Raw genomic sequence first — 23503 nt, forward strand, 5'->3', positions numbered from 1 at the left:
AATCCTCGGTAGGTTCAGGAAGCGTCGGGCGAGCGCGATCCGTAATGCGATTTGAGTTGGCAGTCATATATAAGCCCCGCGGCCAGCGGAGCCAGAGGCCGCATGAGCGCAGTCCCCTTGCACGCGGGGCATCGCTCGCAGGCCTGCTCCTGCTTGCGCTGGGTTCGGCCGGCTGCTCGATCTCCTTCCCGATCATGGGCCTCTCCAGCAAGGCCGAGGATGAGGTCGCTATGACCACCGCCTCGGTACTGCCGGCGCGCGCCGTCGAGGGCAAAAGCCCGCTCGTCACGCTCGCCCCCGATCTCGGCACCGAGGACTGGCGCCGGGCCGAGGGCGCGATGGCACTGGCGCTCGATCCGCAGGGCAATGGCGCACCGGTCTCCTGGGACAACGCCCAGAGCGGCATGAAGGGCACGTTCACCCCGGTTGGCGGCCCGTTCCTGAAGTCGGACGAGATCTGCCGGGCCTTCCTGGCCTCGATGAGTCTGCAGACCGGTCCGGTGAAGCTGCAGGGCACTGCCTGCCGGCCATCCGGCGGCGAATGGGCCGTGAAAGACGCCAAGCCGTGGAAAGGCGCGGCCTAAGCCTGTTGCAACTGCGCCACAGTCTTCCCATCTATAGCATCGGACAGAAAAGTGGATCCCACTTTTCGGAATAATCCGATGCGATAACAATGTGATAGATCCTCGTGACCGCGTCCGCCCGGACGCGCGATGATCTATGAGGCGGTTCCGGTAGGCCGGAATACGAAGCCTTCGGGGGTGTGTTTGAATGCGTGATCCGTATCAGGTTCTGGGCGTGGCGAAATCGGCCGACGAGGCCGAGATCAAGAAGGCTTATCGCCGCCGCGCCAAGGACCTGCACCCCGACCGCAACCAGGGCGACCCGAAGGCGCAGGAGCGCTTTTCCGAGCTGAACACCGCCTATGAGATCCTCGGCGACACCGACAAGCGCAAGCAGTTCGACCGCGGCGAGATCGACGCTGAGGGTAAGCCGCGCTTTTCCGGCTTCGAGGGCATGGGCGCGGGGCGCCGCGGCGCGCAGCATGGCGGCTTCGATTTCCATTTCGACGGCGGTGGACCCGGCCGCGGCGGCGATCCGGGCTTCGATCCCGCCGACATCTTCGGCTCGCTCTTCGGCGAGGCGGCCAGGCGCGGTGGCGGGCGTGGCCGGCAGAGCCAGCCGCAGAAGCCGCCCGAGCAGAGCTTCACCCTTGAGGTCGGCCTGGCCGAGGCGGTCAATGGCGGTACGCGACGGGTGAAGCTGCCCGGCGGGCGCGAGGTCGAGGTGACGATCCCCGAGGGCGTCGCCGACGGCAAGGTCATGCGCCTGCGCGGTCTCGGCCAGACCCATCCGCTCACCGGCGAGGCCGGCGACGTGCTGATGACGATCAAGGTGAAGCCCGATTCGCGCTTCACGATCGACGGCATCAACCTGCGCGCGCGCGTCGCCGTGCCGTTGGCGACCGCGGTGCTCGGCGGGCCGATCCATGTGCCGACGCTGTCAGGCGCCGTCGAGATGAACGTGCCGCCGCTGACGGGGACGGCGCGCCAGTTCCGGCTGCGCGGCAAGGGGCTGCCCGGCGCCAAGAAGGGCGAGCATGGCGACCTCTTCGTCTCGATCGACATCGAGATGCCCAGCGAGGATGCCGATCTGACGGCACTGATGAAGGCGCGGGCCGGCCGGGACGCCTGAACAGGATTTCGGCACAGGGCGCTTCCACCGCCTCGTTACCTCAGTTATGAGACCGTCCGGTTCTCTTTTGCCGGTTCGTCCAGTTCGAAGGTCTCAGATGCCTGAATCCAGCAGCGCCGCCCCGACCGCCAACCTCCTGCGGGGCAAGCGCGGTCTCGTCATGGGCGTTGCCAACAACCGCTCGATCGCCTGGGGTATCGCCAAGGCGGCTGCGGATGCCGGCGCCGAGCTCGCCTTCACCTATCAGGGCGATGCTCTGAAGAAGCGGGTCGAGCCGCTGGCGCAGCAGCTCGGCGGCCATGTCGTCGGCCATTGCGACGTCACCGACGGTGCCACCATTGACGCAGTCTTCGCCGAGATCGAGAAGCTCTGGGGCAAGCTCGACTTCGTCGTCCACTGCATCGCCTTCTCCGACAAGGACGAACTGACCGGCCGCTATGTCGACACGACCGAGGCCAACTTCTCGAAGTCGCTGCTGATCTCCTGCTATTCCTTCACGGCGATCACCCAGCGCGCCGAGAAGCTGATGCCGGATGGCGGCTCGCTGCTGACGCTGACCTATTACGGCGCCGAGAAGTGGATGCCGCACTACAACGTCATGGGCGTCGCCAAGGCCGCGCTCGAATCGAGCGTGCAGTATCTCGCCGCCGATCTCGGCCCCCAGAAGATCCGCGTCAACGCGATCTCGGCCGGGCCGATCAAGACGCTGGCCGCCTCGGGCATCGGCGATTTCCGCTACATCCTGAAGTGGAACGAGTACAACTCGCCGCTGCGCCGCACCGTCACCATCGAGGAGGTCGGCGAGACCGCCGTGTTCCTGGTCTCCGACATGTCGCGTGGCATCACCGGTGAGGTGATGCATGTCGATGCCGGCTACCATGTCGTCGGCATGAAGGTGCCGACCGCGCCGGACATCTCGCTCGACAAGGGCGAGTGAGGGCTCAGCCCGGCTGAGCTGCGACCAGCTCTTTTAGCCGCGTGGTGCCTTCGGCATCGCGGCTGACGTCATCGCTCGCGATCGCCGTCAGCAGATCGGTGACGCTTCTGCCTCCGACCATGATCCCCGGCGCGACCTCCGCCAGCGGCGCCAGCACGAAGGCGCGCTCGGCGATGCGCGGATGCGGGATCTGCAGGCCTGGCCGGTCGATCGTCTCATCGCCATAGGTCAGTATGTCGATGTCGAGCGTGCGCGGCCCCCAGCGCTCGCGCCGCTCGCGGCCGCTCTCGCGTTCGATCTCGAGGCAGAGCGAAAGCAGGTCGTCGGCTGAGAGTGAGGTCTCGATCAGCACCGCCATGTTGCGGAACTCCGGCTGGTCGAGCTTGCCCCAGGGCGCCGTGCGCCAGACCGAGGAGGTAACCTTCACTTCGACGGCGGCGTGAGCGCGCAGCCGCGCCAGCGCCGCGGCGAAGGCCACGACGGGGTCGCCGAGATTGCCGCCGAGGCCGAGCGTCGCCTCGATGCTCACCGCGTGAAGTCCAGCTTGATCCCAACCGATTCCATCCGGCCCGGGATCGGCGGCGCCGGCTTGCGCAAGGTGACGGCGACGCGGGTCACAGCCGGATACTCCGCCAGGATCGCGTCGGCGAGAGCGCGCGCTGCCGCCTCCAGCAGCTTGAAGCGCCTGGCCGAGAAGGTGCGCGTGACCAGGGCGACGACATCGCCATAGTCGACGGTGTCGGCAAGGCTGTCGCTGAGCGAGGATGCCCGCAGGTCGCAATCCAGCACCAGGTCCATCGAGAAGCGCTGGCCGAGCCGGCCCTCCTCGGCGAAATGGCCGTGATAGGCGTAGAGGTCGAGCGCCTCGATGAAGATCTGTCCGGTCGCGCTCATCGTGCTGCTCCGATCGCCGCCCAGATTTTCAGGGCGTCGACATGCTCGTCGACGTCATGGGCGCGGATGATGGTGGCGCCTTGGCTGACGCCGTAGAGATGTGCGGCGATGCTGGCGGCGACACGCTCCGCCGGCACCGCCTTGCCGATGACATGGCCGAGCACCGATTTGCGGGAGGCGCCGAGCAGGACCGGACAGCCGAGCTCGCCAAGGCGGCGAAGCTCCCGCATCAGCAGCAGCGACTGCTCGGCGGTCTTGCCGAAGCGGCCGATGCCGGGGTCGACGACGATCTGGCTGCGCGGCACGCCGGCCTCGATGGCGATCGCGATCGAGCGCTCGAGGAAGCGCAGGACGTCGGCGAGGATGTCGAGCGTCGGATCGACCTCCTCGCGGTTGTGCATCAGGACGATCGGCGCGCCATGGCGCGCCGCGACGCCGGCTGTGGCGGGCTCGCGTTGCGCACCCCAGACATCGTTGACGATCGAGGCGCCGGCCTTGAGCGCGGCCTCGGCGACCTCTGCCTTGTAGGTGTCGATCGAGATCGGGATGTCGCTCTGCGCGGCGATGCCGGTGATCACCGGCATGACGCGGGCGAGCTCGCTTGATGCATCGAGGCGGACATGGTCCGGCCGGGTCGACTCGCCGCCGACATCGACGATATCGGCGCCTTGCCGCGCCAGCGTCAGCCCATGCGCGACCGCCACGGCGGGATCGGCGAAGAGGCCGCCGTCGGAAAAGGAATCCGGGGTGACGTTGACCACGCCCATCAGCAGGGGCCTGGCGCCGAGGTCGAGCCTGCGGCCATCCGGCAATGTCAGCGTGGCGGTCATGCGGCGATCGGGTTGATGCTGGAGGCTGCCTCTTACACAGCGCCAGGAGGCGCGGCCACCACAAAGCTCACGAGGCGGTGAGGATGAGGCCTGCGGCGCTTTCGCCGCTTTGACGTTGCCGTCGCCAGCGTGCATGAGGCGAGGCATGACTCCGCTCACGATTCCAGGTCGCCTTTTCCTCGTCCGCCATGGCGAAACCGACTGGAATCGGGAGGGCCGATTGCAAGGCGGGAAGGACATTCCGCTCAACGCGCTCGGCCGGATGCAGGCGGAGGAGGCGGCACGCCGGCTCAAGGCGCTGACCCCGGACTATGCCAGCGTCGATTATATCTGCTCGCCGATGGAGCGAGCCCGGGAGACGATGACGATCCTGCGGCGCGAGCTCGACCTGCCGCCGCAGGAGTTCCGTATCGACGAGCGCCTGCGCGAGCTGACTTTCGGCGACTGGGAAGGCTTCACCTGGCGCGAGATCCGCAAGAGTGCGAGCGCGGCCGAGCGCGAGCGCGCCCAGGCCCGCGAGCGCGACAAATGGGGCTTCGTGCCCCCTGGGGGCGAGAGCTACCGCATGCTGGCGGAGCGCATCCGGCCGGTGCTCGAGGGGCTGGCGCCGGACACGGTGATGGTCAGCCATGGCGGCGTGGCGCGGGCGGTGCTGGCGCTGATCGGCGCCGTCGGCACGGCCGATGCCGCCCGCGTCGAGATCTGGCAGGGCAAGATCCTGGTGGTCGAAGGCGGCAAGGCGAACTGGATGTGAGAAGCGGCCGCGGGTGCGGCGCCGAAGCTTAACCCCATGCCCTCTTCAGGCTTGCCGTTCAGCCGCGGTTAAGCCAAATCTGCTCCTATACGGCCGGCAGGCGAGTTTCCGCGCGGCTGCGGGTGTCCGGCCTTGGATTCGATGGACGCGTTGCCGCGGGGAGGCGAGGCGTTCGACGTGAGGTGCAGTCCGGGCGGTAAGGCCGGGACCTGCGGCGGGGCAGCATGAACGACATCACCACGGTTTCGGCGGGCGGCGCCGACACAAGCGCGACCGCGCTTGCGATGCTGGCAGGCGAGAAGCGTCCGGAGCTGCTGCGCGACGAGGTGCTCGCCGAGATCTTTGCGGCGAGCGTGTCAGCGCGTCCCGATCACCCGGCGATGATCTCCGGTGAGAGCCGGCTGAGCTATGCGCAGGTCTGGGCGCAGGCGCAGGCGCAGGCGCGCGGCCTTGCGCTCGCGGGCGTCGGCCCGGGCGACATGGTCGGCCTGTGGATGCCGCGCGGCATCGAGCTCCTGGTGGCGCAGATCGCGATCACGCTGTCCGGCGCCGCCTGGCTGCCTTTCGACGCAGAGGCGCCGGTCGAGCGCATCGCCATCTGCCTGGAGGACGCCAGCGCCAAGGGGCTGGTGACGCAGACCGACTGGAAGGCGCGTGCCGCGGCGACGGGGCGTACCGTCTGGTGCCCGCAACAGCTCGCCGAGGCGAGCGACGGCAAGCCGATGCCGGCTCGGCCAACCGGGCTGACGCCCGACCATCCGGCCTATCTGATCTACACCTCGGGCTCGACCGGCACGCCCAAGGCGATCGTCATCAGCCAGCGCAACATCTGCCATTTCCTGCGCTCGGGGAACGCGCTCTACGGCATGGGGCCCGACGACGTCGTTTTCCAGGGCGCTTCCGTCGCCTTCGACCTGTCGATGGAGGAGATCTGGACGCCTTATCTCGTCGGCGCGACCCTGTTCGTGGCGACGCCGCAGATGATGGGCGACGCCGAGAAGCTGCCGGCGATCCTGAACGATGCCGGCGTCACCGTGATCGACACGGTGCCGACCCTGCTCGGCATCCTGCCTTCCGATGTGCCCTCGCTGAAGCTGATCCTGCTCGGCGGCGAGGCGCTGCCGCCCTCGATCGTGCAGAAATGGTCGAAGCCGGGCCGGCGCATCTTCAACACCTATGGGCCGACAGAAGCGACGGTGGTGGCGACGGCCGCCTCGGTCGAGCCCGGCGAAACGGTGACGATCGGCAAGCCGATCCCGAACTACACCGCTTATATCGTCAATGATGAGATGAAGCTGACCGGCGTCGGCCAGCAGGGCGAATTGCTGATCGGCGGTCCCGGCGTCGCCAAGGGCTACCATCTGCGCCCCGAGCTGACGGCCGAGAAGTTCATCGCCAACCCGTTCGGCGGCAGCGGCGGCGACCCGGTCCTCTATCGCTCCGGCGATGCCGTCAGCCTCGACGAGAGCGGCAACATCGTCTTCCACGGCCGTATCGACGACCAGGTCAAGATCCGCGGCTTCCGCGTCGAGCTCGGCGAGATCGAGACGGCGCTCTCGGACGAGGCCGGCATCAGCCAGGCCGCGGTCGTGCTGCGCACCGATGACGGCATCGAGCGGCTCGTCGCCTTCCTGGTTGGCGAGCCCGGGGTGCAGATCGAAGGCAAGGTGCTGCGGGCATCGCTGCGCGAGAAGCTGCCGCCCTACATGATCCCGGCGCATTTCGAGCCGGTCGGCTCGCTGCCGCGCATGATCTCCGGCAAGGTCGACCGCAAGATGCTGAAGGCAGCGCCGCTGACGGCGCCGGCCGCGAGCGGCGAGCAGGAGCCGCCGCGCAACGAGACCGAGGCCGCCCTGCTCGACGCCGCCAAGCGCGTGCTCGGCGCGCAGGCGCTGCCGCTGGAAGCTGACTTCTTCGTCGATCTCGGCGGCCATTCGCTGCTGGCGGCGCGCTTCATCTCGATCGTGCGCGAGACGCCTGCCTATGCCGGCATCACCCTGCAGGACGTCTATGGTGCGCGCACCTTGCGGGCGATGGCGGAGCTGCTCGATTCTCGCGGTATCCGGGCCGAGGAGGACCTTTCCTTCACGCCGCCGCCGCTGCGGCGCCGCTTCCTCTGCGGCTTAGCGCAGGCGATCGCGCTGCCGATCATCATCAGCCTCTCGACGGCGCAATGGCTCGGCATCTTCGTCAGCTACATGCTGCTCTCCGGCGAAGAGTTGTCGGCGATGGCGCAGGTCTTCGCGCTGCTCGGCATCTATGTCGCGATCACCATCATCACCGGCTTCATCGCGATCGGCCTGAAATGGCTGGTGCTGGGCCGGACCAAGCCGGGCACGTACCCGCTCTGGGGCGTCTATTACTTCCGCTGGTGGTTCGCCTCGCGCGTCGCCGGGCTCGTGCACATCAAATGGCTGCAGGGCACGCCGGTGATGCGCTTCTACTGGCGCCTGCTCGGCGCCAAGGTCGGGCGCGACGTCATCATCTCCGATTACGAGGCCGGCGCGATCGACCTGGTCGAGCTCGGCGACGGCACCACGCTGGGCTCGAAGACCACCTTCGCCAATGCCGAGGCTGTTGGCGCCGACTTCATCATCGGCCGGATCGCGATCGGCAAGGACGTCTATGCCGGGTCCTCCGTCGTGTTCGGCCATGGCTGTACTGTCGGTGACCACGCCGAGATCGGCGACCTGACCGCGATCGCGCCGGGCGCGACCATCGGCACGGCCGAGATCTGGGACGGTTCGCCCGCCCGCAAGACCGGCATGGTCGATATCGAAGCCCTGCCGCCTCAGGCCGAAGCGAGTGCCGGGCGGCGGGCAGCGATGACGCTGTTCTACGTGGTGATGCTGATCGTGCTGCCGCCGATCAGCCTCTTGCCGATCTTCCCGGCCTTCTGGCTGTTCGACAGGATCGACAACTGGGTCGCGACCTGGTCCGATCTCAGCTATCTCTGGTACCTGCCGATCCTGACCTGGCCGACGGCGATCGGCCTCATCAGCATCACGGTCTTCCTGATCTGCGCGCTGCGCTGGGCGATCCTGCCGCGCGTTTCCTCCGGCTCCTATTCGATCCATTCGGGCTTCTACGCCCGCAAATGGACGGTGGCGCTGGCGACCGAAGTGACGCTGGAGACGCTGTCCTCGCTGTTCGCGACGATCTACATGCGCTTCTGGTACCGGATGATGGGCGCGAGCATCGGCAACGGCGCCGAGATCTCGACCAATCTCTCGGGGCGCTACGACATCACCGGGATCGGCGCCGGCAACTTCATCGCCGACGAGGTGATCTTCGGCGATGAGGACCTGCGGCGCGGCTATATGCGCCTCGACATGACCCGCACCGGCGAGCAGGTTTTCGTCGGCAACGACGCCGTGGTGCCGCCTGGTGCGGTGATCCCCGACAAGGTGCTGATCGGCATCAAGTCGAAGCCGCCGGCGAATGAGCTGATGAGCCCCGGCGACACCTGGTTCGGCTCGCCGCCGATCAAGCTGCCGACGCGGCAGAAGGTCGATCTCGGCGCCGACTGGACCTACAAGCCCTCGACGGGCAAGCAGCTGGCGCGCGCCGCCTTCGAGGCGCTGCACACCTCCTTCCCGGCGATGCTGTTCATCACTTTCGGCACGCTCGCGGTCGATCTCGTGCTGCAGCAGAAGATTTTCGATCGCGACTGGGCGGGTCTCGCGCTCGCCTTCATGGGCTGCGCCGTGCTGATAGCCATCACCCAGGCGCTGATTTGCGCCTTGATGAAATGGCTGCTGATGGGCGTCTACAAGCCGGTGATGAAGCCGATGTGGTCATTCTGGGCGATGCGGACCGAGGCGGTCGCGGTGCTCTACTGGGGGCTCGGCGGCAAGGTGCTGTTCGACTATCTGCGCGGCACGCCGTTCCTGCCCTGGTTCCTGCGCCTGTTCGGCGCGCAATACGGCCAGGGCGTCTGGCTGGACTCGACCGATATCACCGAGTTCGACTGCATCAAGGTCGGCGATTTCTGCACCGTCAACGCCCATTCGGCCCTGCAGACCCATCTCTACGAGGACCGGGTGATGAAGGTCGGCAGGGTCACGCTCGGCAAGGGAGTCTGCGTCGGCGCCGGGGCGACGGTGCTCTACGACACCCATGTCGGCGACTACGCCCAGATCGGCCTGCTTACGGTGATCATGAAGGGCGAGAATCTGCCGGCGAACACACGCTGGGAAGGCGCGCCGGCGGTGCCGGCGGCGGCGGTGGTCGGGCACTACTGACGAGCGGCCTCCGTGCTGATTGGATTGCCTTCGGCCCGCTTCGACACTATATGACTATAGTGGTCATACTGAGGGTGGCGATGCGGGAAATCCAGCTCAAGGACGCCAAGGCAACGCTGTCGGCGGTGGTGGATCAGGCGGTTGGTGGAACGCCGTCGATCATCACGCGCCATGGTCGCAAGGATGCGGTGATCCTGTCGTTCGAGGACTATGAGCGGCTGGCGCGCGCCCCGAGTTTCGGGCGTCTGCTCGCGGCGTTTCCGGGTGAGGCGGAGGATATCCCGGTCCGAAGCGGGGAGCTGCGCTCGCCTGCCGATCTCTGATGTTCCTGGTCGACACCAATGTGATCTCGGCGCTCGCCCCCTCGAAGCGAGCAGAAGCGAAAGAATTGGCCGTCTGGCTCGATCAGGTGAGCTCGCATCTCTTTCTGTCGGTAGTCACGGCCGCTGAGGTAGCAGCTGGCATCGCGAAAGCAGAGCGGGAAGGGGCAATGGCCAAGGCGCGTTCGCTCAGCGAGTGGTGGCAGGCGGTCGAGCACTTCTACGGTGAGAAGGTTCTTCCGTTCGATCTACGCTGCGCGCATCTTGCTGGAAGAATGCTTGATCGCGCACGGGCGCATCGGCCGGGTTTCGAAGACATCGCCATCGCTGCGACGGCCCAGGTGCACGGCTTGACCGTTCTGACCCGAAATCTCCGGCATTTTTCGCCTTTGGGCGTTTCCGCGCTCGATCCGTTTCAGGGGCTGCCACCGTTGCCGGAAACCGGATAAGAAGCCAGCGCTCCAGTCTTGTCGGGTTTCCATGTCGCACAACACTTTCGGCCATCTCTTCCGCGTCACCACCTTCGGCGAGAGCCATGGGCCTGCGATCGGCTGCGTCGTCGATGGCTGCCCGCCGCTGATCCCGCTGAGCGAAGCCGAGATCCAGCGCGACCTCGACAAGCGTCGGCCCGGCCAGTCGCGCTACACGACCCAGCGCCAGGAGCCGGACCAGGTCCGCATCGTCTCGGGCGTCTTCGCGCGGGAGAGCGATGGCGAGCAGGTCACGACGGGCACTTCGATCGGCCTGATGATCGACAATGTCGACCAGCGCTCGAAGGACTATTCCGAGATCAAGGACAAGTATCGGCCGGGCCATGCCGATTTCACCTATGACGTGAAATACGGCATCCGCGACTATCGTGGCGGCGGCCGATCCTCGGCGCGCGAGACGGCGATGCGGGTCGCGGCCGGGGCGATCGCCCGCAAGGTCGTGCCGGGCATGGTGGTGCGCGGCGCCCTCGTCCAGATGGGGCCGCACAAGATCGATCGCGGCAACTGGGATTGGGACGAGGTCGGCAACAACCCGTTCTTCTGCCCGGATGCGAAGGCGGCCGAGCGCTTTGCCGATTATCTCGACGGCATCCGCAAGTCCGGCTCCTCGATCGGGGCGGTGCTGGAGATCGTGGCCGAAGGCGTGCCGGCGGGGCTGGGCGCGCCGATCTACGGCAAGCTCGACGCCGAGATCGCCGCGGCGCTGATGAGCATCAACGCGGTCAAGGGCGTCGAAATCGGTGACGGCTTTGGCGTCGCCGAGCTCTCCGGCGAGGAGAATGCCGACGAGATGCGCGCCGGCAATGACGGCAAGCCGCTGTTCCTGTCGAACCATGCCGGCGGCGTCCTGGGCGGCATCTCGACCGGCCAGCCGATCGTGGCGCGCTTCGCGGTGAAGCCGACCTCGTCGATCCTCTCGCCCCGCGCCACGGTGAACCGCACCGGTGGCGAGACCGAGATGTTCACCAAGGGCCGGCACGACCCCTGCGTCGGCATCCGCGCCGTGCCGGTCGGCGAAGCCATGGTCGCTTGCGTGCTCGCCGACCAGTATCTGCGCCACCGCGCCCAGGTCGGCGTGATCGAGCCGCGCTGGCCGTTCGAGGGGTGACCAAGGGCGTCATTCTCGGGCTTGTCCCGAGAATCTCGTGACCAGTTAGCTGGTTTCCGTCATGGTCGGGTCAAGCCCGACCATGACGAAGCGGCTATGATTTCAGTGTCGCTGAAAAATTATCAGCCATTCATTGATAATGAAGCGAAGGCGTACTAGCTTCGCCTTATGAAGCTCGACATCTGGCTCCAGCAAACCAAAACCGCCCGCAGCGCCTTCGCGCGGCAGGTCGGCCTGTCTCCGGCCAGCGTCACGGCGCTCTGCAACGATCCTTCCGCCTGGATCTCGCGCGAGAGCGCCGAGCGCATCGCCGCCGCGACCGGCGGCGCCGTCACCCCCAACGATTTTCTGGGCCTGCAGGGCCCGCGCGAGGCTGCCATGACCGCAAGCAATGTCGCCGAGACCGTCGAAGCCTTCGCACGCGGCGAGATCGTCATCGTCACCGATGACGACGATCGCGAGAACGAGGGCGATCTCATCGTCGCCGCCTCGCTCTGCACGCCGGAGAAGATGGCCTTCATCATCCGCAACACCTGCGGCATCGTCTGCGCGCCGCTGACGTCGGGCGAGGCGCGCCGCCTGCGGCTCGATCCGATGGTCTCCTCCAACGATGCTCCGCTCGGCACCGCCTTCACCATCACCGTCGACGTCAAGCACGGGCTGACCACCGGCATCTCGGCCGAGCAGCGCACCAATACAGTGCGTGCGCTCGCCAACGGCAATATGGGCGCCGCCGACTTCGTCCGGCCCGGCCACGTCTTCCCGCTGATCGCGAGGGATGGTGGCGTGCTGATGCGCTCGGGCCATACCGAGGCCGCGGTCGACCTCTGCAGGCTCGCCGATTTGCCGCCGGTCGGCGTGATCTGCGAACTCGCCAACGATGACGGCACGGTGATGAAGGGCGCGCAGATCACCGCCTTCGCCCAGAAGCACGGCCTCAAGCAGATCACGGTCGCCGACCTGATCGCCTATCGCCAGGCGCGCGAAAAGCTGGTCGAGCGCGTGCACTCCTTCCCGGTCAAGACCGAGTTCGGCGAGATGACCGGCCATGTCTATGTGACGCCCTTCGACGACACCCAGCACTTCGCCTTCGTCATGGGCAAGCTCGGCGACGGCGAGAAGGTGCCGGCCCGCCTGCACCGCGCCAATGTCGTCGCCGACGTGCTCGGCGGGGCGTCCTCGATCCAGTGCGTGCTGCGCCGTTTCCAGCAGGAGGGCAAGGGCGTGCTGGTCTATCTGCGCGACGGTTCGGCCGGCGTGCCGATCAAGAGCGTCGAGGGCGAGGAAGGCTCGGATGCGCTGCGCTCGCAGCAATGGCGCGAGGTTGGCCTTGGCGCCCAGATTCTGCGCGATCTCGGCGTCGCCTCGATCGTCAACCTGGCCTCGTCGACCCGCGCCTTCGTCGGCCTTTCCGGCTTCGGCATCGAGATCGCGGATACCGCGCCGCTGGAGTGAGCGGCCGCTTATAGCAGGCGGATGGTTGCGGTCGCCGCCCAGGCGGCATGGCAGGCGAGCAGCGCTGCGATGGCGACATGCATGCCGGCCCGCTTGCCTGTGCAGAGACGCGCGACCCGCCGATCCGACAGCAGCAGCGCGACACAGCCGAACCAGACCAGTGCGACCGCGAAGGCTGCGAGAAAGGCCGATGCTGGCGAGCAACCCTGGGCACCGCAGCCGGGCGCGGAGCTGAGGCCGAGGAAGAAGGCGAAAGTCAGCGGGTTGCTCGTCGCCGTCAACAGGCCGAGCCGCAGACAGCGGGCGAGCGATACCTCTTCGCAACGACGGGGCTGGGTGGCCGATATGTGCGCCGTCCGAAGGCTGCCCAAGGCGAGCCAGAGCAGAAGCAGGGTGAAGCCGAGGCCGATGGCGAGCCGCGAAGGGCCGAGCGCGAGGAGCGACGCGGCTCCGGACGCCGCCGCCATCGCCACGAGGCCGGCACCGAGAGCGACACCGAAGGCCGCTGCCGCTGCCTTGGCGCGAGAGGCCGACAGACCGCATTGAGCGACGACTGCGAAATTCGGGCCGGGCGTGACCGCAATCAGCGCGTAGGTGCCCGCGAGGGAGAGGATCACATCGGGTTGGTCGATCGAGAACATCGCAGCACGCCGCTTGTCGGGACGATGCTCGATCTGAGCTCGTCTCGCGGCGTGCCGCGTCATTCGATCGAAGGGCGCGGTCTCAGCCGCGCATCAGTGCCATGACATGGGCGGCGGTCGATTTCGCCAGGCCTTCGAGGTCGTAGCCGCCTTCCAGGATCGAGACGAGGCGTCCGCCGGCATGGCGGTCGGCGATCTCCATCAGCTTCTGTGTCGCCCAGGCGAAGTCGGCTTCCTTCAGGTTGATGTTGGCGAGCGGGTCGCGCCAATGCGCGTCGAAGCCGGCCGAGACGATTACGAGATCCGGCCGGAAGGCCTCGAGCCGGGGCAGGATCGCGCTCTCGAAGGCGTCGCGGAAGGCATCGGCGCCGTCGCCGGCCCGCAAGGGGGCGTTGACGATGGTGCCGTGCTCGCCGCGCTCGGAGGGCGCGCCGGTGCCGGGGTAGAGCGGCATCTCATGGGTCGAAGCGTAGAGCACGCTGGCGTCGTCCCAGAAGATCTCCTGCGTGCCGTTGCCGTGATGGACGTCCCAGTCGACGATGACGACGCGCTCGGCGCCGTGAGCCTTCCGCGCATGGCGTGCGGCAATGGCTGAACTGTTGAAGAAGCAGAAGCCCATCGCCTTGTCGCTCTCGGCATGGTGGCCGGGCGGGCGCATGGCACTGAAGGCGTTGGTCGCGCGCCGGGTCATGACCTCGTCGACGGCATGCACGGCGGCGCCGACGCCGTGCAGCGCAGCCGCGAGCGTGCCCGGCGACATGATGGTGTCGGCATCGACCTGGACCAACCCCTCCTGCGGCGACGCCTCGACGATCGCCCGCGCATAAGCGGCGGGATGGCAGAGTTCGACCTGCGCGAGCGTGCCTTCCGGGGCCTCGACGCGTTGCAGGAGTGCGAATCGCTCTTCCGCCAGAGCCTCCTCGACGGCGCGGATGCGGTCGGCGCGCTCGGGATGGCCCGGCGGCGTGGCGTGGCGAAGGCTGGAAGGGTGGCTGATCAGCAGCGTCGTCACGCGGGTCTCCGAAGGTCGGCGTAGGGCCCGATTGTCTAGGCCGCAAGCGTGACCATATTGTCACTGCAATGCAGCAAGACGCCAGAGCAAGGCGGGAACTTCATTGCCTGCAAGACGATTGCGCCGTAAGACCGGGTTGTGTTCGACCCGCACCGTGCCTTATCGGGTCACCGTTTTTTAACGAAGCATTCATCATAACGAGCACCGTTTCGGTGCCGGCGGTGGAAACCATGAAGCAGACTTTCGTTGCGGTGCTCGGCCTGTCGGTGCTTCTCGGCGCCTGCCAATACAAGACCGTTCATGCTCCGTCGCTCTCGGCCCGCGATGCCGAATACATGGCGCTCGTCCCGAATTTCGAGACGCAGATCACGCATCTGCCTTACGAGATCAACGATCCGACCGGCGAAGAGCCTGGTACGATCGTGGTCGATACCACCGAGAAGTTCCTCTACTTCGTCCTGCCGAACAAGAAGGCGATCCGCTATGGCGTCGCGACCGGCGACGAGGCCTTCGGCTGGACCGGCACCGCGGTGATGCAGCGCAAGGCCGAGTGGCCGCGCTGGACGCCCCCGGCCGAGATGATCGCGCGCTGGCCGCATCTGGCGCCGCGCGCCGGCGGCATGGAAGGCGGGCCGGACAATCCGCTCGGCGCCCGCGCCCTCTATCTTTACCAGAATGGCAAGGACACGCTGTACCGCATCCACGGTACCAACGAGCCGGAGACGATCGGCCGTTCGGCCTCGTCCGGCTGCATCCGGATGCGCAATATCGACGCGATCGACCTCTATAACCGCGCCGCGGTCGGCGGGAAGGTCATCGTCCGCTGACCAGGTGGCGCTAAGGCGTCGCCTTCAGCCCAGTTCGATCAGCACGATCTCCGGCGGCGCGCCCAGCCGGATCGGCAGTTTGCTGGTGCCGAGCCCGGCCGAGACGACGAGGTCGCGGCCATTCTCATGGACATGGCCGTAGGCTTAGCGATTGCCGTAGCGCGAAGGCACGATCGGCGACCAGCCGAACAGCCTGACCTGGCCGCCATGGGTATGGCCCGAAAGGGTCAGCGCGACACGGGCAGGCACCCTGGCGAAGATGTCGGGCTCGTGCGCCATCAGGATGATCGGCGCATCGTCGTCGACAATAGCGAGCGTTGCAGGGAGGTCGTCGACGCCATAGCGCAGCCCGCGCGGACGGCGACGCAAGACAAAGGCCTCCTGATCGCCTAGGCCCGCGATCCAGAGCGGCCCAGCGCTGGTTTCGAGCCTGATCGCCCGGTTCTCAAGGACGGGGATACCGACTTGGTCGAGCGCCACCGTGGACTGCGTTGGTCCACTCAACTCACGCTGAGCGCGCTGGTCCTGCCACCAATCATGGTTGCCGAGTATGGCGAAGCGGCCGGCAGGCGCCTGCAACCGGGCGAGCTCGGACGCCCATTCGGCGGGTGCCGGGTCGTCTGCGCGGCGGGCTCGGCTGGCGACGAAATCACCGAGCAGCAAGGCAAGATCGGGCTTCAGCGCATTGGTCTGCTCAACGATCTGGCGAACGCGCTCGACCGGCATATGCGGGCCGCCGACATGCAGGTCCGAGATCACAGCGAGCCGCAGCCGCCGGCCGTCGGGCCAACGGGCGGGCTTCAGCCTGTAGCGGGTCACGCCCTGATGCGCCGGCTCCCAGGCATAGGCGTAACCGCCCAGCCCGAAGCCGGACAGAAAAAGACCGGCGAGAGTTTGAAGAACTCTGCGCCGGTCAAGCATTCTGGGTCTCAGTCGGAGGTCGTCGTATCAATCTTCGAAACCGTTGCGCAGGAGCGCCGGAACGTCCCTGTGCTGCGAGGTCAACGCGGCCGGGGTCCAGCGGGTTCCCGCCACGATGGCAGGAATCGCGATCGGGCGGAAGCGCGATGCATAGGCCTCACGTGCGCTGGCATCATGGAAGCTGGCGGAACGGTGCGCGGGGTGGCGCGGCTTATGCGTAGACATGATCCTCGGTTTCCGGTTGTGGGTGCCGACGGTTCCTGGCCGTCAGCACCGCCAATGTCGCGGCCGATCGGGTCGGGCCGGCGGCGGCATCGTGAAATTCTCGTGACGTTTTTCGTGTCACACCGAGGCTTTGGTCAGCTTTGGCACAGTTTCGCGGGGGAAAGGCTCAATCGTTGAGGAAGGGCGCGGGGAACCCTTCTCCCGTGTGGGAGAAGGGCAGGCATGAGGGCCTGCCCTTTCCGCCGACGGCGCAACGGTTCCGCTGCGCCCAAGTAATCAGCGGCGGTCCCTCACCCCTACCCCTCTCCCACACGGGAGAGGGGTTCCCGCGCTCAATTGTTTTCCTCAGCCCGCGAGCAGGCCCTCGGCCTTCACCCAGTCGAGCGTCTTGGCGAGCGCCTGCTCGTAGCGGTCGAACATCTCGTTGATCTCAGCTTCGGTGATCACCAGCGGCGGGCAGAAGGCGACGCGGTCGCCGCCCATGGCGCGCAGGATCAGGCCTTCGTCCTGGGCGAAGGAGACCGATTTGGCCGCCACGCCCTTCTTGGCCTCGAACTGCGCCTTGCTCGCCTTGTCCTTGACGAGCTCGACGCCGCCGATCAGGCCGACGCCGCGGGCTTCGCCGACCAGCGGGTGCTCGGCGAGCTTGCCGAGGCGCTGCAGGAAGGTCGGCGCGACCTTGCGGACATGCTCGATGATCCGGTCGCGCTGGTAGATCTCCAGTGTCTTGACCGCGACGGCGCAGCCGACCGGATGGCCGGCATAGGTGTTGCCGTGGCCGAAGGTACCGATCTTCTTGCTCTGGTCGACGAGCACTTCGTAGACCGGCTCGTTGATCAGCACGGCGCTGAGCGGGAAATAGGCAGAGGTCAGTGCCTTGGCGCAGGAGAGCGTGTCGGCCTTCATCTTGTAGGTGGTCGTGCCGAACATCTCGCCGGTGCGGCCGAAGCCGGTGATGACCTCGTCGGCGATGAAGAGGATGTCGTATTTCGCCAGGACGGCGTTGATCGCCTCGAAATAGCCTTCCGGCGGCGTCACCGCGCCACCGGCGCCCATCACCGGCTCGGCGATGAAGGCGGCGACCGTGTCCGGCCCTTCGCGCTGGATCATCTCGTCGAGCTCGGCGGCAAGGCGTGCCGAGAAGTCGAGCTCGCTCTCGCCGGGTTGGGCGAAGCGGTAGTGGTGCGGGCTGGAGGTGTGAAGGATGCCGGGCAGCGGCAGGTCGAAATCGGTGTGGTTGGCGGGCAGGCCGGTCAGCGAGGCCGAAGCGACGGTGACGCCGTGATAGGCCTTCAGCCGCGAGATGATCTTCTTCTTCTTGGGCCGGCCGAGCGCATTGTTCATGTACCAGACCAGCTTGACCTGGGTGTCGTTCGCATCCGAGCCGGAGGCGCCGTAGAACACCTTGGAGATCGGCACCGGCGCGATCTCCTTCAGCTTCTCGGCCAGTTCGATCGCCGGGTCGTGGCTGCGGCCGGAGAAGATGTGGGTGAAGGGCAGCTTCTTCAGCTGCTCATAGGCGACGTCGCAGAGCTCCTCGTTGGAGTAGCCGAGCGAGGTGCACCAGAGCCCGGCCATGCCCTCGATATAGTCCTTGCCGGAGACGTCGTAGACATAGACGCCCTTGCCGCGCTCCAGCACCAGCGGGCCGACCTCGCGATGCACCGCCAGATTGGTATAGGGGTGGACGAGGGTCTCGATGTCGCGGACGGCGAGGTTGGTCAGCATTTCCGGCTCCCGATGCTTATGCGTCGTTTATGCGAGCATAGACCGCGGCCCGCGCAAGCGCTGAGCGATTTTCCTGCAGAGCGGGGCAGAGTCTGGCGCGGGGCGGCCCTTCCTCGCTGCCTCCTGCCAAACTCTCCACCGTCATTCCGGCCGTAGCGAAGCGGAGGGCCGGAATCCATCGTAGAACGCGGTGCCCTTCGATGGATTCCGGAGCTGCGCGCCTGCGGCGCTTGTGCGGAATGACGATGAGGGTCGCAGAGCGATTTTCAAACGATTCCAATCATCGCTTGCCAGCCGCTGTGGCGATGCGCATGGTTCCGCGCACTTTCGAGAGAGCCCGATGATCGACCCCGCCCGCATGGTGAACCAGCCGGCCCCCGGCCGTGACTGCGGCAGCTGCACGCTGTGCTGCAAGGTCTATGACGTGCCGGCGGTCGAGAGCGTCGCCGGCAGCTGGTGCAAGCACTGCCTGCCCGGGCGGGGCTGCGGCATCCATGCGACGCGGCCCGATCATTGCCGCGCCTTCTTCTGCCTCTGGATGACCCAGACCTTCCTCGGGCCGGAGTGGAAGCCGGACAAGGCCCGCTTCGTGCTGACCATGGACCCGGCGACGAACTGGCTGTTCGTCCAGCTCGATCCTGGCGCGCCGCAGGCCTGGCGCAAGGAGCCCTACCTGACCCAGCTGCGCCGCTGGGCCGCCGCCGGCAACCGCCCGGTGATCGTCTTCCTCAACAAGTCGGCGACGGCGGTCATGGCGGATCATGACGTGCCACTCGGCATGATCGCGGCGGATGAACGGCTGGTGCTGCGCGAGGAACTGGCTGGCGGGCGGCCGCGCGTGACCGTTGCGAAGGTCAAGGCCGCGGCGTGAGCGCACCGGACCGGCCGATGTTGCACCATCTCTCGCTCGGTGTCGCCGATATCGAGCGCGCGACGGCTTTTTACGACACCGCTCTTGCGCCGCTCGGCTATGTTCGCGTCTGGAGCGATCTCAGGCCAGGCGAAAGCAATCAGGCCGTCGGTTACGGCATTCCAGGCAGCGGTGATGCGCTGGCGCTCAAGCACCGCTCGGACGGAGCGCGGCCGCCGGGGCCGGGTTTCCACGTCGCCTTCGCGGCTCCCAGTCGAGCCGCCGTCGATGAATTCTATCGCGTGGCGCTGCAGCATGGCGGGCGCGACAATGGCGCTCCCGGTCTACGGGCGCATTATGGCCCGCACTATTATGCCGCCTTCGTCATCGATCCCGATGGCCATAACATCGAGGCTGTGTTCAACACGGCGGTGTGAGCGGAACTGGAGATGTCTTTGAGCAAGCGGGCGCGCGATCACGGCCTTGTCTGCGGCGTGCTGCCGCCCGGCGCGCTCAATGCGATCACCGATGTCGCCGGCGTCGCCGTCGGTCATCGCACGATCCGCGAAGGCGATATCCGCACTGGCTTCACCGCGGTCCTGCCGCATCAGGGCGATCTCTTCCGCGAGAAAGTCCGGGCCGGCGTCGACGTCATCAACGGCTTCGGCAAGAGCGCCGGGCTGATGCAGCTCGCCGAACTCGGCCAGATCGAGACGCCGCTCCTGCTCGGCAACACCTTCTCAGTCGCTGTCGGCATCGAGGCGTTGGTCGGGCGGGCGCTCGCGGCCACCCCCGAGATCGGCCGCAGTACCGGCACGGTCAACTCGCTCGTGCTCGAATGCAATGACGGCTTCCTCTCCGATATCCGGGCCCGGCGTCTGACGGTGGCCGACGCCGAAATGGCGCTCGATGAGGCCGAGGGCGGGCCAGTCGAAGAGGGCGCGGTCGGCGCCGGCACCGGCATGAGCGCCTTCGGCTTCAAGGGTGGCATCGGCACCGCCTCGCGCCTGATCGAGATTGATGGCCGCAGCTTTACTGTCGGCGTGCTGGTGCAGGCGAATTTCGGCAATGCCGGCGACCTTGTGCTGCCGGATGGGCGCCGTCCGGTGCCGCCGGCCGCGAGCACCGTCCAGCCGCCGGAGCGCGGCTCGGTCATCATCATCCTGGCGACCGATCTGCCATTGGAGAGCCGGCAACTCGCCCGTATCGCCCGGCGCTGCGGCGCGGGGCTGGCGCGGCTCGGCGCCTTCTGGGGCAATGGCAGCGGTGACATTGCCATCGCCTTCTCGACCGCGGGCCGGATCGCGCATTTCGACGAGGCCGATCTCGTGCCGCTCACCGTGCTTAACGAGAACCGGATCGACCTGCCCTTCCGCGCTGCTGCCGAGGCGACGCAGGAGGCGGTGCTGAACGCCATGCTGGCCGCGCCGGAGACGATCGGGCGCGACGGCAATCGCCGGCCGTCGCTGGCGGACTGGCTGAAGGCTTAGACCGCTGCGACCGGCGGCACGCGATAGCCGCCACCCCGCTTCTCCAGCATCGCCCCGACCGCGATCGCCGTCCGGTCCTCGCCGAAAGGCGCGATGATCTGGACGCCTGTCGGCAGGCCGGCCTGCGACAGCCCGACCGGTGCGCTCAGCGAGGGCAGATCGGAGCCGGTGGCGAGGCTCGCCCAGCACAGGAAGTCGAGATAGGGCCGCTCCACCCCATCGATGTCGAGCCGGCGGGCGTGGAAATCGGGCAGATGATCATGCTTCTGGCTTGCGACCGGCGCCGGCGGGCAGAGCAGCACGTCGTAACTCTGGAAGAAGCGGGCCCATTGCCGCTTCAGTGCGAGGCGGCGCTGGTGGAGCTGCTGATAGAGGCCGGGTGTCATCCGGGCGCCGCGGGCTTGCAGCGCCTGATGCGAGAGATCGCCGGGCGCGAACTTCGCCGCTTGCGCCTGGATGCGGGCGCGCACCTTTGGCGGCAGGCCATAAGCGACGACGGCGTGGTTAAGCAGCGCATAGACCTCATAGGCCTCGGTGAAGCGGAAACCGGGGCGGGCCGCCTCGTCGACGATGGCGCCGGCCTCGGCGAGGCGTCGTCCGGCTTCGCGCACGGTGTCCGAGACTTCCTTGGTCACCGGCGCGAACGGCTCCTGCGCCCAGACCGCGACGCGCAGGCCCTTTGCGTCCAGCTTGCGCGGGGCGGGCAGGGCGGCGCCGACGACATTCGGATCGCGCGGGCCGGTCAGCACCGGCAGGATCAAATCGAGGTCCTCGGTCGTCCGGGCGATCGGGCCGGCGACGACGAGGTCGACATTGCGCAAGGTGCGCCGCTCCGGTGGCGGCGGGATCAGGCCCCAGGTCGAGACCAGGCCCCAGCTGGTCTTCAGCCCGAAGACGCCGCAAGCCTGTGCTGGCCAGCGGATCGAGGAGCCGAGATCGGAGCCGAGCTCGAAGGCGCTCATGCCGGTCGCGACCGCGACCGCCGCCCCGCCGGAGGAGCCGCCGGGCGAATACTCGGCGTTCCAGGGATTGTTGGTGACGCCATGGGTGGGGTTGTAGCTCTGGAAATCGCCGGAGAAGACCGGAACCATCGTCTTGCCGAGGATGATCGCGCCGGCGGTGCGCAGGCGAGCGACGGCGGCGGCATCCTCCTCAGGAACGCGCTCCTTATAGGCCGGCAGGCCGCCGGAGGAGGGCAGGCCGGCGACGTCGAAGGCGTCCTTGATCGTGATCGGCAGACCCTCTAGCGGGCGAGCCTCGCCAGCGGCGATGCGCCGGTCGGATTCCGCCGCCATCGCGCGTGCTGCCTCGCGATCCTGCGCGACGATGGCGTTGAGGCTGGAGTTCAGCGCGCCGATGCGGGCGAAGGTCGCCTCGAGCAGCTCCGTGGCAGTGAAGTGGCGGGCCAGCAGATCGGCGCGCAGGCTCGTGGCGGAGGCGGTGAGGTCGATCGAGGCCATCGGGGGATCCGGCGGGTGGGGACTCAAGTCGTAGAGCATTGCGGCAGGCGGCGGAACCGCACCCGTCATGGTCGGGCTTGTCCCGACCATCCACCTCTTTCTCCACGCAATGCGGTGTTCAAGACGTGGATGCTCGCCACAAGGGCGAGCATGACGAAGTGGATGGCACTGGCCCTGGCTGTGCTCAGCCCGCCTTCCGCCGCTCCGTCGTCCTCAGGAAATCCTCGCCGTCCCTGACCCCGAGCTCATAGGCGAAGCGGATGCCCTCCCAGTTGCGGATGGTGAACTGGCTGACCGGGATCACCTGCGAGGGCCGGACATAGGTGCGGTTCGCGACATCAGGCACCTGGGCGAAGGGGCGCGTCAGCAGCACCAATGTCTGCTCGCCGGCCGCCTCCATCTCGGCCAGCGCCCAGGCCGGGGCGCTGTCGACCAGGCCGCCATCGAGCGCGGCGCGGGCGCCGATATTCCCGGCCGGCATGAAGGGCGGCACGGCGGCGCTGGCCATCAGCGCGTCGACCAGCTCTTCGGGATCGGCACAGTCGGCGATGCGGATCAGATCGGGCCGGAAGCCGAGCTTCCGGCCCGCGGTCGGATGCACCGGCCGACGGAAGCGCTTCTCGAGTTGGTAGGCGCCGATGCCGATGGTGGTGATGACGGGCAATGGCCAGAAGCGCGGCGGCCGCGAGATCGCGATCAGGAAATCGGCCTGGGCTTTCAGCGCCGCCAGGCGTTCCGGCGTGAACAGGCCCGCGAGCATGCCGCGATACATCTCGGCCACTGGAAAGAGCCTTCCGCCGCGGCGGAAGGCGGCCCAGTCGACCTCGGAGGTGCGGCCGGTGCAGGCCTCGCGCAGCATCTCGCGCACGGCCGGGCCGACGCCGAGCGCATTATAGAGCATCGCCCCGGCGCCGGCGCTTGCACCGACGATGCGGCGTGGCTTCAGGCCAATCTCAGGCGCGACGGTCTCATAGAAGCCGCCCTGCCAGTAGCAGCGATTGCCGCCGCCGGCATAGGCCAGGCCTGCGAACATCAGCTCTGGTCCGTGTCGAGGGCGCGGGCGCGCTCACGCCAGGCCAGCACCAGCCGGTCGAGCTCGGCAAGATCATCCGTCGGCAGCTTGCCGAGCGTCTGGGCGACATAGTCGCGCTGCGTCGCCATGCCGGCTTCGGCGAGGCGGCGGCCCTCCGGAGTGAGGTGCATGGCATAGGAGCGGCGGTCGCCGACGATGGCGCGGCGCTCGACGAGGCCCGCCTGCACCAGCCGGTCGACCAGGCCGGAGACATTGCCCTTGGTGACATAGAGCCGCTCGGCGAGCTCGCTCTGGCTGATGCCTTCGCGCTCGGTCAGGGTCGAGAGCAGGTCGAATTGCGGGATGGAGAGACCGAGCTCGCGGATGCGCGCCGTCATCTGGCCGAGCATGCGCTGGTGCAGGCGCATGAAGCGGAACCAGACGCGATCCGGCTCGATGGGCTCCGGGGCGGGGATTGGGCGCGGCACTGACAAGGCGTTCATCCCTAGATCGTTTACTTGTAAACTAACTCATCTCCATGCCGGAGGCGAGGGCTTTCGCCGCAAGCCGTCCGCTGGCTATGCTGCCAAAAAGCGAAGCAAGACGACA

Annotated in this window: 22 protein-coding genes and 1 pseudogene; 13 read left to right on the forward strand and 10 right to left on the reverse strand. The window is 67.4% G+C overall.

Going from position 1 to position 23503, the window contains the following annotated elements:
- Positions 1–230: 230 nt before the first annotated feature.
- The 3 genes from ACQKLX_RS04325 to fabI all read left to right on the forward strand — a co-directional run bounded on the left by ACQKLX_RS04325 (position 231) and on the right by fabI (position 2632).
- A complete protein-coding gene (locus ACQKLX_RS04325) occupies positions 231–584 on the forward strand; it encodes an RT0821/Lpp0805 family surface protein (RefSeq protein ID WP_427359798.1) in 354 nt (117 codons plus the stop codon).
- A gap of 187 nt (positions 585–771) precedes the next feature.
- The gene (locus tag ACQKLX_RS04330) at positions 772–1695 is read left to right on the forward strand and encodes a DnaJ C-terminal domain-containing protein (protein WP_427359800.1); all 924 of its coding nucleotides are present in this window, start codon (positions 772–774) and stop codon (positions 1693–1695) included.
- A 97-nt stretch (positions 1696–1792) separates the two neighbouring features.
- Positions 1793–2632 (forward strand): enoyl-ACP reductase FabI, encoded by an 840-nt coding sequence (fabI, locus tag ACQKLX_RS04335; RefSeq protein ID WP_427359802.1) that lies wholly within the window; start codon positions 1793–1795, stop codon positions 2630–2632.
- 4 nt (positions 2633–2636) lie between these two features.
- Here fabI and folK read toward each other — a convergent pair whose 3' ends face one another.
- Genes folK through folP form a run of 3 tightly spaced genes read right to left on the reverse strand, consistent with a single transcriptional unit; the run spans position 2637 to position 4356 of the window.
- Entirely contained in the window at positions 2637–3161 is a 525-nt protein-coding gene (gene folK / locus ACQKLX_RS04340) for a 2-amino-4-hydroxy-6-hydroxymethyldihydropteridine diphosphokinase (protein ID WP_427359804.1), read from the reverse strand.
- Positions 3158–3526 (reverse strand): dihydroneopterin aldolase, encoded by a 369-nt coding sequence (folB, locus tag ACQKLX_RS04345; protein ID WP_427359806.1) that lies wholly within the window; start codon positions 3524–3526, stop codon positions 3158–3160. Before folB ends, folK begins: the two co-directional genes overlap by 4 nt.
- A complete protein-coding gene (folP, locus tag ACQKLX_RS04350) occupies positions 3523–4356 on the reverse strand; it encodes a dihydropteroate synthase (RefSeq protein WP_427359807.1) in 834 nt (277 codons plus the stop codon). The genes folB and folP overlap by 4 nt, the downstream gene beginning before the upstream one ends.
- Before the next feature lie 145 nt (positions 4357–4501).
- Here folP and ACQKLX_RS04355 point away from each other — a divergent pair, with 145 nt between their 5' ends.
- From ACQKLX_RS04355 to ribB, 6 genes are all read left to right on the forward strand, one after another.
- Positions 4502–5110, forward strand: coding sequence for a histidine phosphatase family protein (locus ACQKLX_RS04355; protein WP_427359809.1), 609 nt, complete (start codon positions 4502–4504; stop codon positions 5108–5110).
- Positions 5111–5334: 224 nt separating this feature from the next.
- On the forward strand, positions 5335–9354 hold the full coding sequence (locus tag ACQKLX_RS04360) for a Pls/PosA family non-ribosomal peptide synthetase (protein ID WP_427359811.1): 4020 nt from the start codon (positions 5335–5337) through the stop codon (positions 9352–9354).
- Between the two features lie 80 nt (positions 9355–9434).
- Positions 9435–9677, forward strand: a complete 243-nt coding sequence (locus ACQKLX_RS04365; RefSeq protein WP_427359812.1) for a type II toxin-antitoxin system Phd/YefM family antitoxin — start codon at positions 9435–9437, stop codon at positions 9675–9677.
- A complete protein-coding gene (locus ACQKLX_RS04370) occupies positions 9677–10123 on the forward strand; it encodes a type II toxin-antitoxin system VapC family toxin (RefSeq protein WP_427359814.1) in 447 nt (148 codons plus the stop codon). The genes ACQKLX_RS04365 and ACQKLX_RS04370 overlap by 1 nt, the downstream gene beginning before the upstream one ends.
- A gap of 31 nt (positions 10124–10154) precedes the next feature.
- Positions 10155–11273, forward strand: a complete 1119-nt coding sequence (gene aroC, locus ACQKLX_RS04375) for a chorismate synthase (RefSeq protein WP_427359816.1) — start codon at positions 10155–10157, stop codon at positions 11271–11273.
- A gap of 168 nt (positions 11274–11441) precedes the next feature.
- Positions 11442–12728 carry a 3,4-dihydroxy-2-butanone-4-phosphate synthase gene (ribB, locus tag ACQKLX_RS04380; protein ID WP_427359818.1) on the forward strand — a complete coding sequence of 429 codons (1287 nt, stop codon included), beginning with the start codon at positions 11442–11444 and terminating at the stop codon, positions 12726–12728.
- An 8-nt stretch (positions 12729–12736) separates the two neighbouring features.
- Here ribB and ACQKLX_RS04385 read toward each other — a convergent pair whose 3' ends face one another.
- Together ACQKLX_RS04385 and ACQKLX_RS04390 are read right to left on the reverse strand one after the other, a co-directional pair.
- Positions 12737–13369, reverse strand: a complete 633-nt coding sequence (locus ACQKLX_RS04385; protein WP_427359820.1) for a LysE family transporter — start codon at positions 13367–13369, stop codon at positions 12737–12739.
- A gap of 82 nt (positions 13370–13451) precedes the next feature.
- Complete coding sequence (locus ACQKLX_RS04390) at positions 13452–14381, reverse strand: histone deacetylase family protein (protein ID WP_427359822.1); 930 nt, start codon at positions 14379–14381, stop codon at positions 13452–13454.
- Positions 14382–14611: 230 nt separating this feature from the next.
- On the opposite strand from ACQKLX_RS04390, the gene ACQKLX_RS04395 reads away from it, so the two are divergent.
- A complete protein-coding gene (locus ACQKLX_RS04395) occupies positions 14612–15208 on the forward strand; it encodes a L,D-transpeptidase (protein WP_427359824.1) in 597 nt (198 codons plus the stop codon).
- Between the two features lie 24 nt (positions 15209–15232).
- On the opposite strand, the pseudogene ACQKLX_RS04400 reads toward ACQKLX_RS04395, so the two are convergent.
- Positions 15233–16129, reverse strand: a pseudogene (locus ACQKLX_RS04400) (metallophosphoesterase).
- Positions 16130–16699: 570 nt separating this feature from the next.
- Positions 16700–18082, reverse strand: coding sequence for an aminotransferase (locus tag ACQKLX_RS04405; protein WP_427359826.1), 1383 nt, complete (start codon positions 18080–18082; stop codon positions 16700–16702).
- A gap of 340 nt (positions 18083–18422) precedes the next feature.
- Here ACQKLX_RS04405 and ACQKLX_RS04410 point away from each other — a divergent pair, with 340 nt between their 5' ends.
- Genes ACQKLX_RS04410 through ACQKLX_RS04420 form a run of 3 tightly spaced genes read left to right on the forward strand, consistent with a single transcriptional unit; the run spans position 18423 to position 20422 of the window.
- Positions 18423–18953, forward strand: coding sequence for a hypothetical protein (locus ACQKLX_RS04410; protein ID WP_427359828.1), 531 nt, complete (start codon positions 18423–18425; stop codon positions 18951–18953).
- Positions 18954–18970: 17 nt separating this feature from the next.
- A complete protein-coding gene (locus tag ACQKLX_RS04415; RefSeq protein ID WP_427359830.1) occupies positions 18971–19369 on the forward strand; it encodes a VOC family protein in 399 nt (132 codons plus the stop codon).
- Between the two features lie 18 nt (positions 19370–19387).
- The gene (locus ACQKLX_RS04420) at positions 19388–20422 is read left to right on the forward strand and encodes a DmpA family aminopeptidase (RefSeq protein WP_427360100.1); all 1035 of its coding nucleotides are present in this window, start codon (positions 19388–19390) and stop codon (positions 20420–20422) included.
- Here ACQKLX_RS04420 and ACQKLX_RS04425 read toward each other — a convergent pair.
- The 3 genes from ACQKLX_RS04425 to ACQKLX_RS04435 form a co-directional block, all read right to left on the reverse strand.
- Positions 20419–21882 (reverse strand): amidase family protein, encoded by a 1464-nt coding sequence (locus tag ACQKLX_RS04425; protein ID WP_427359832.1) that lies wholly within the window; start codon positions 21880–21882, stop codon positions 20419–20421. The two genes, ACQKLX_RS04420 and ACQKLX_RS04425, sit on opposite strands and share 4 nt — an antisense overlap.
- A 184-nt stretch (positions 21883–22066) precedes the next feature.
- Positions 22067–22915, reverse strand: coding sequence for a patatin-like phospholipase family protein (locus tag ACQKLX_RS04430; protein ID WP_427359833.1), 849 nt, complete (start codon positions 22913–22915; stop codon positions 22067–22069).
- A complete protein-coding gene (locus ACQKLX_RS04435; protein ID WP_427359835.1) occupies positions 22915–23397 on the reverse strand; it encodes a MarR family winged helix-turn-helix transcriptional regulator in 483 nt (160 codons plus the stop codon). Before ACQKLX_RS04435 ends, ACQKLX_RS04430 begins: the two co-directional genes overlap by 1 nt.
- Positions 23398–23503 lie beyond the last annotated feature (106 nt).

Origin of the sequence: Allobosea sp. NPDC003192 (genome assembly GCF_050275675.1) — a bacterium.
Classification (GTDB): Bacteria; Pseudomonadota; Alphaproteobacteria; order Rhizobiales; family Beijerinckiaceae; genus Allobosea.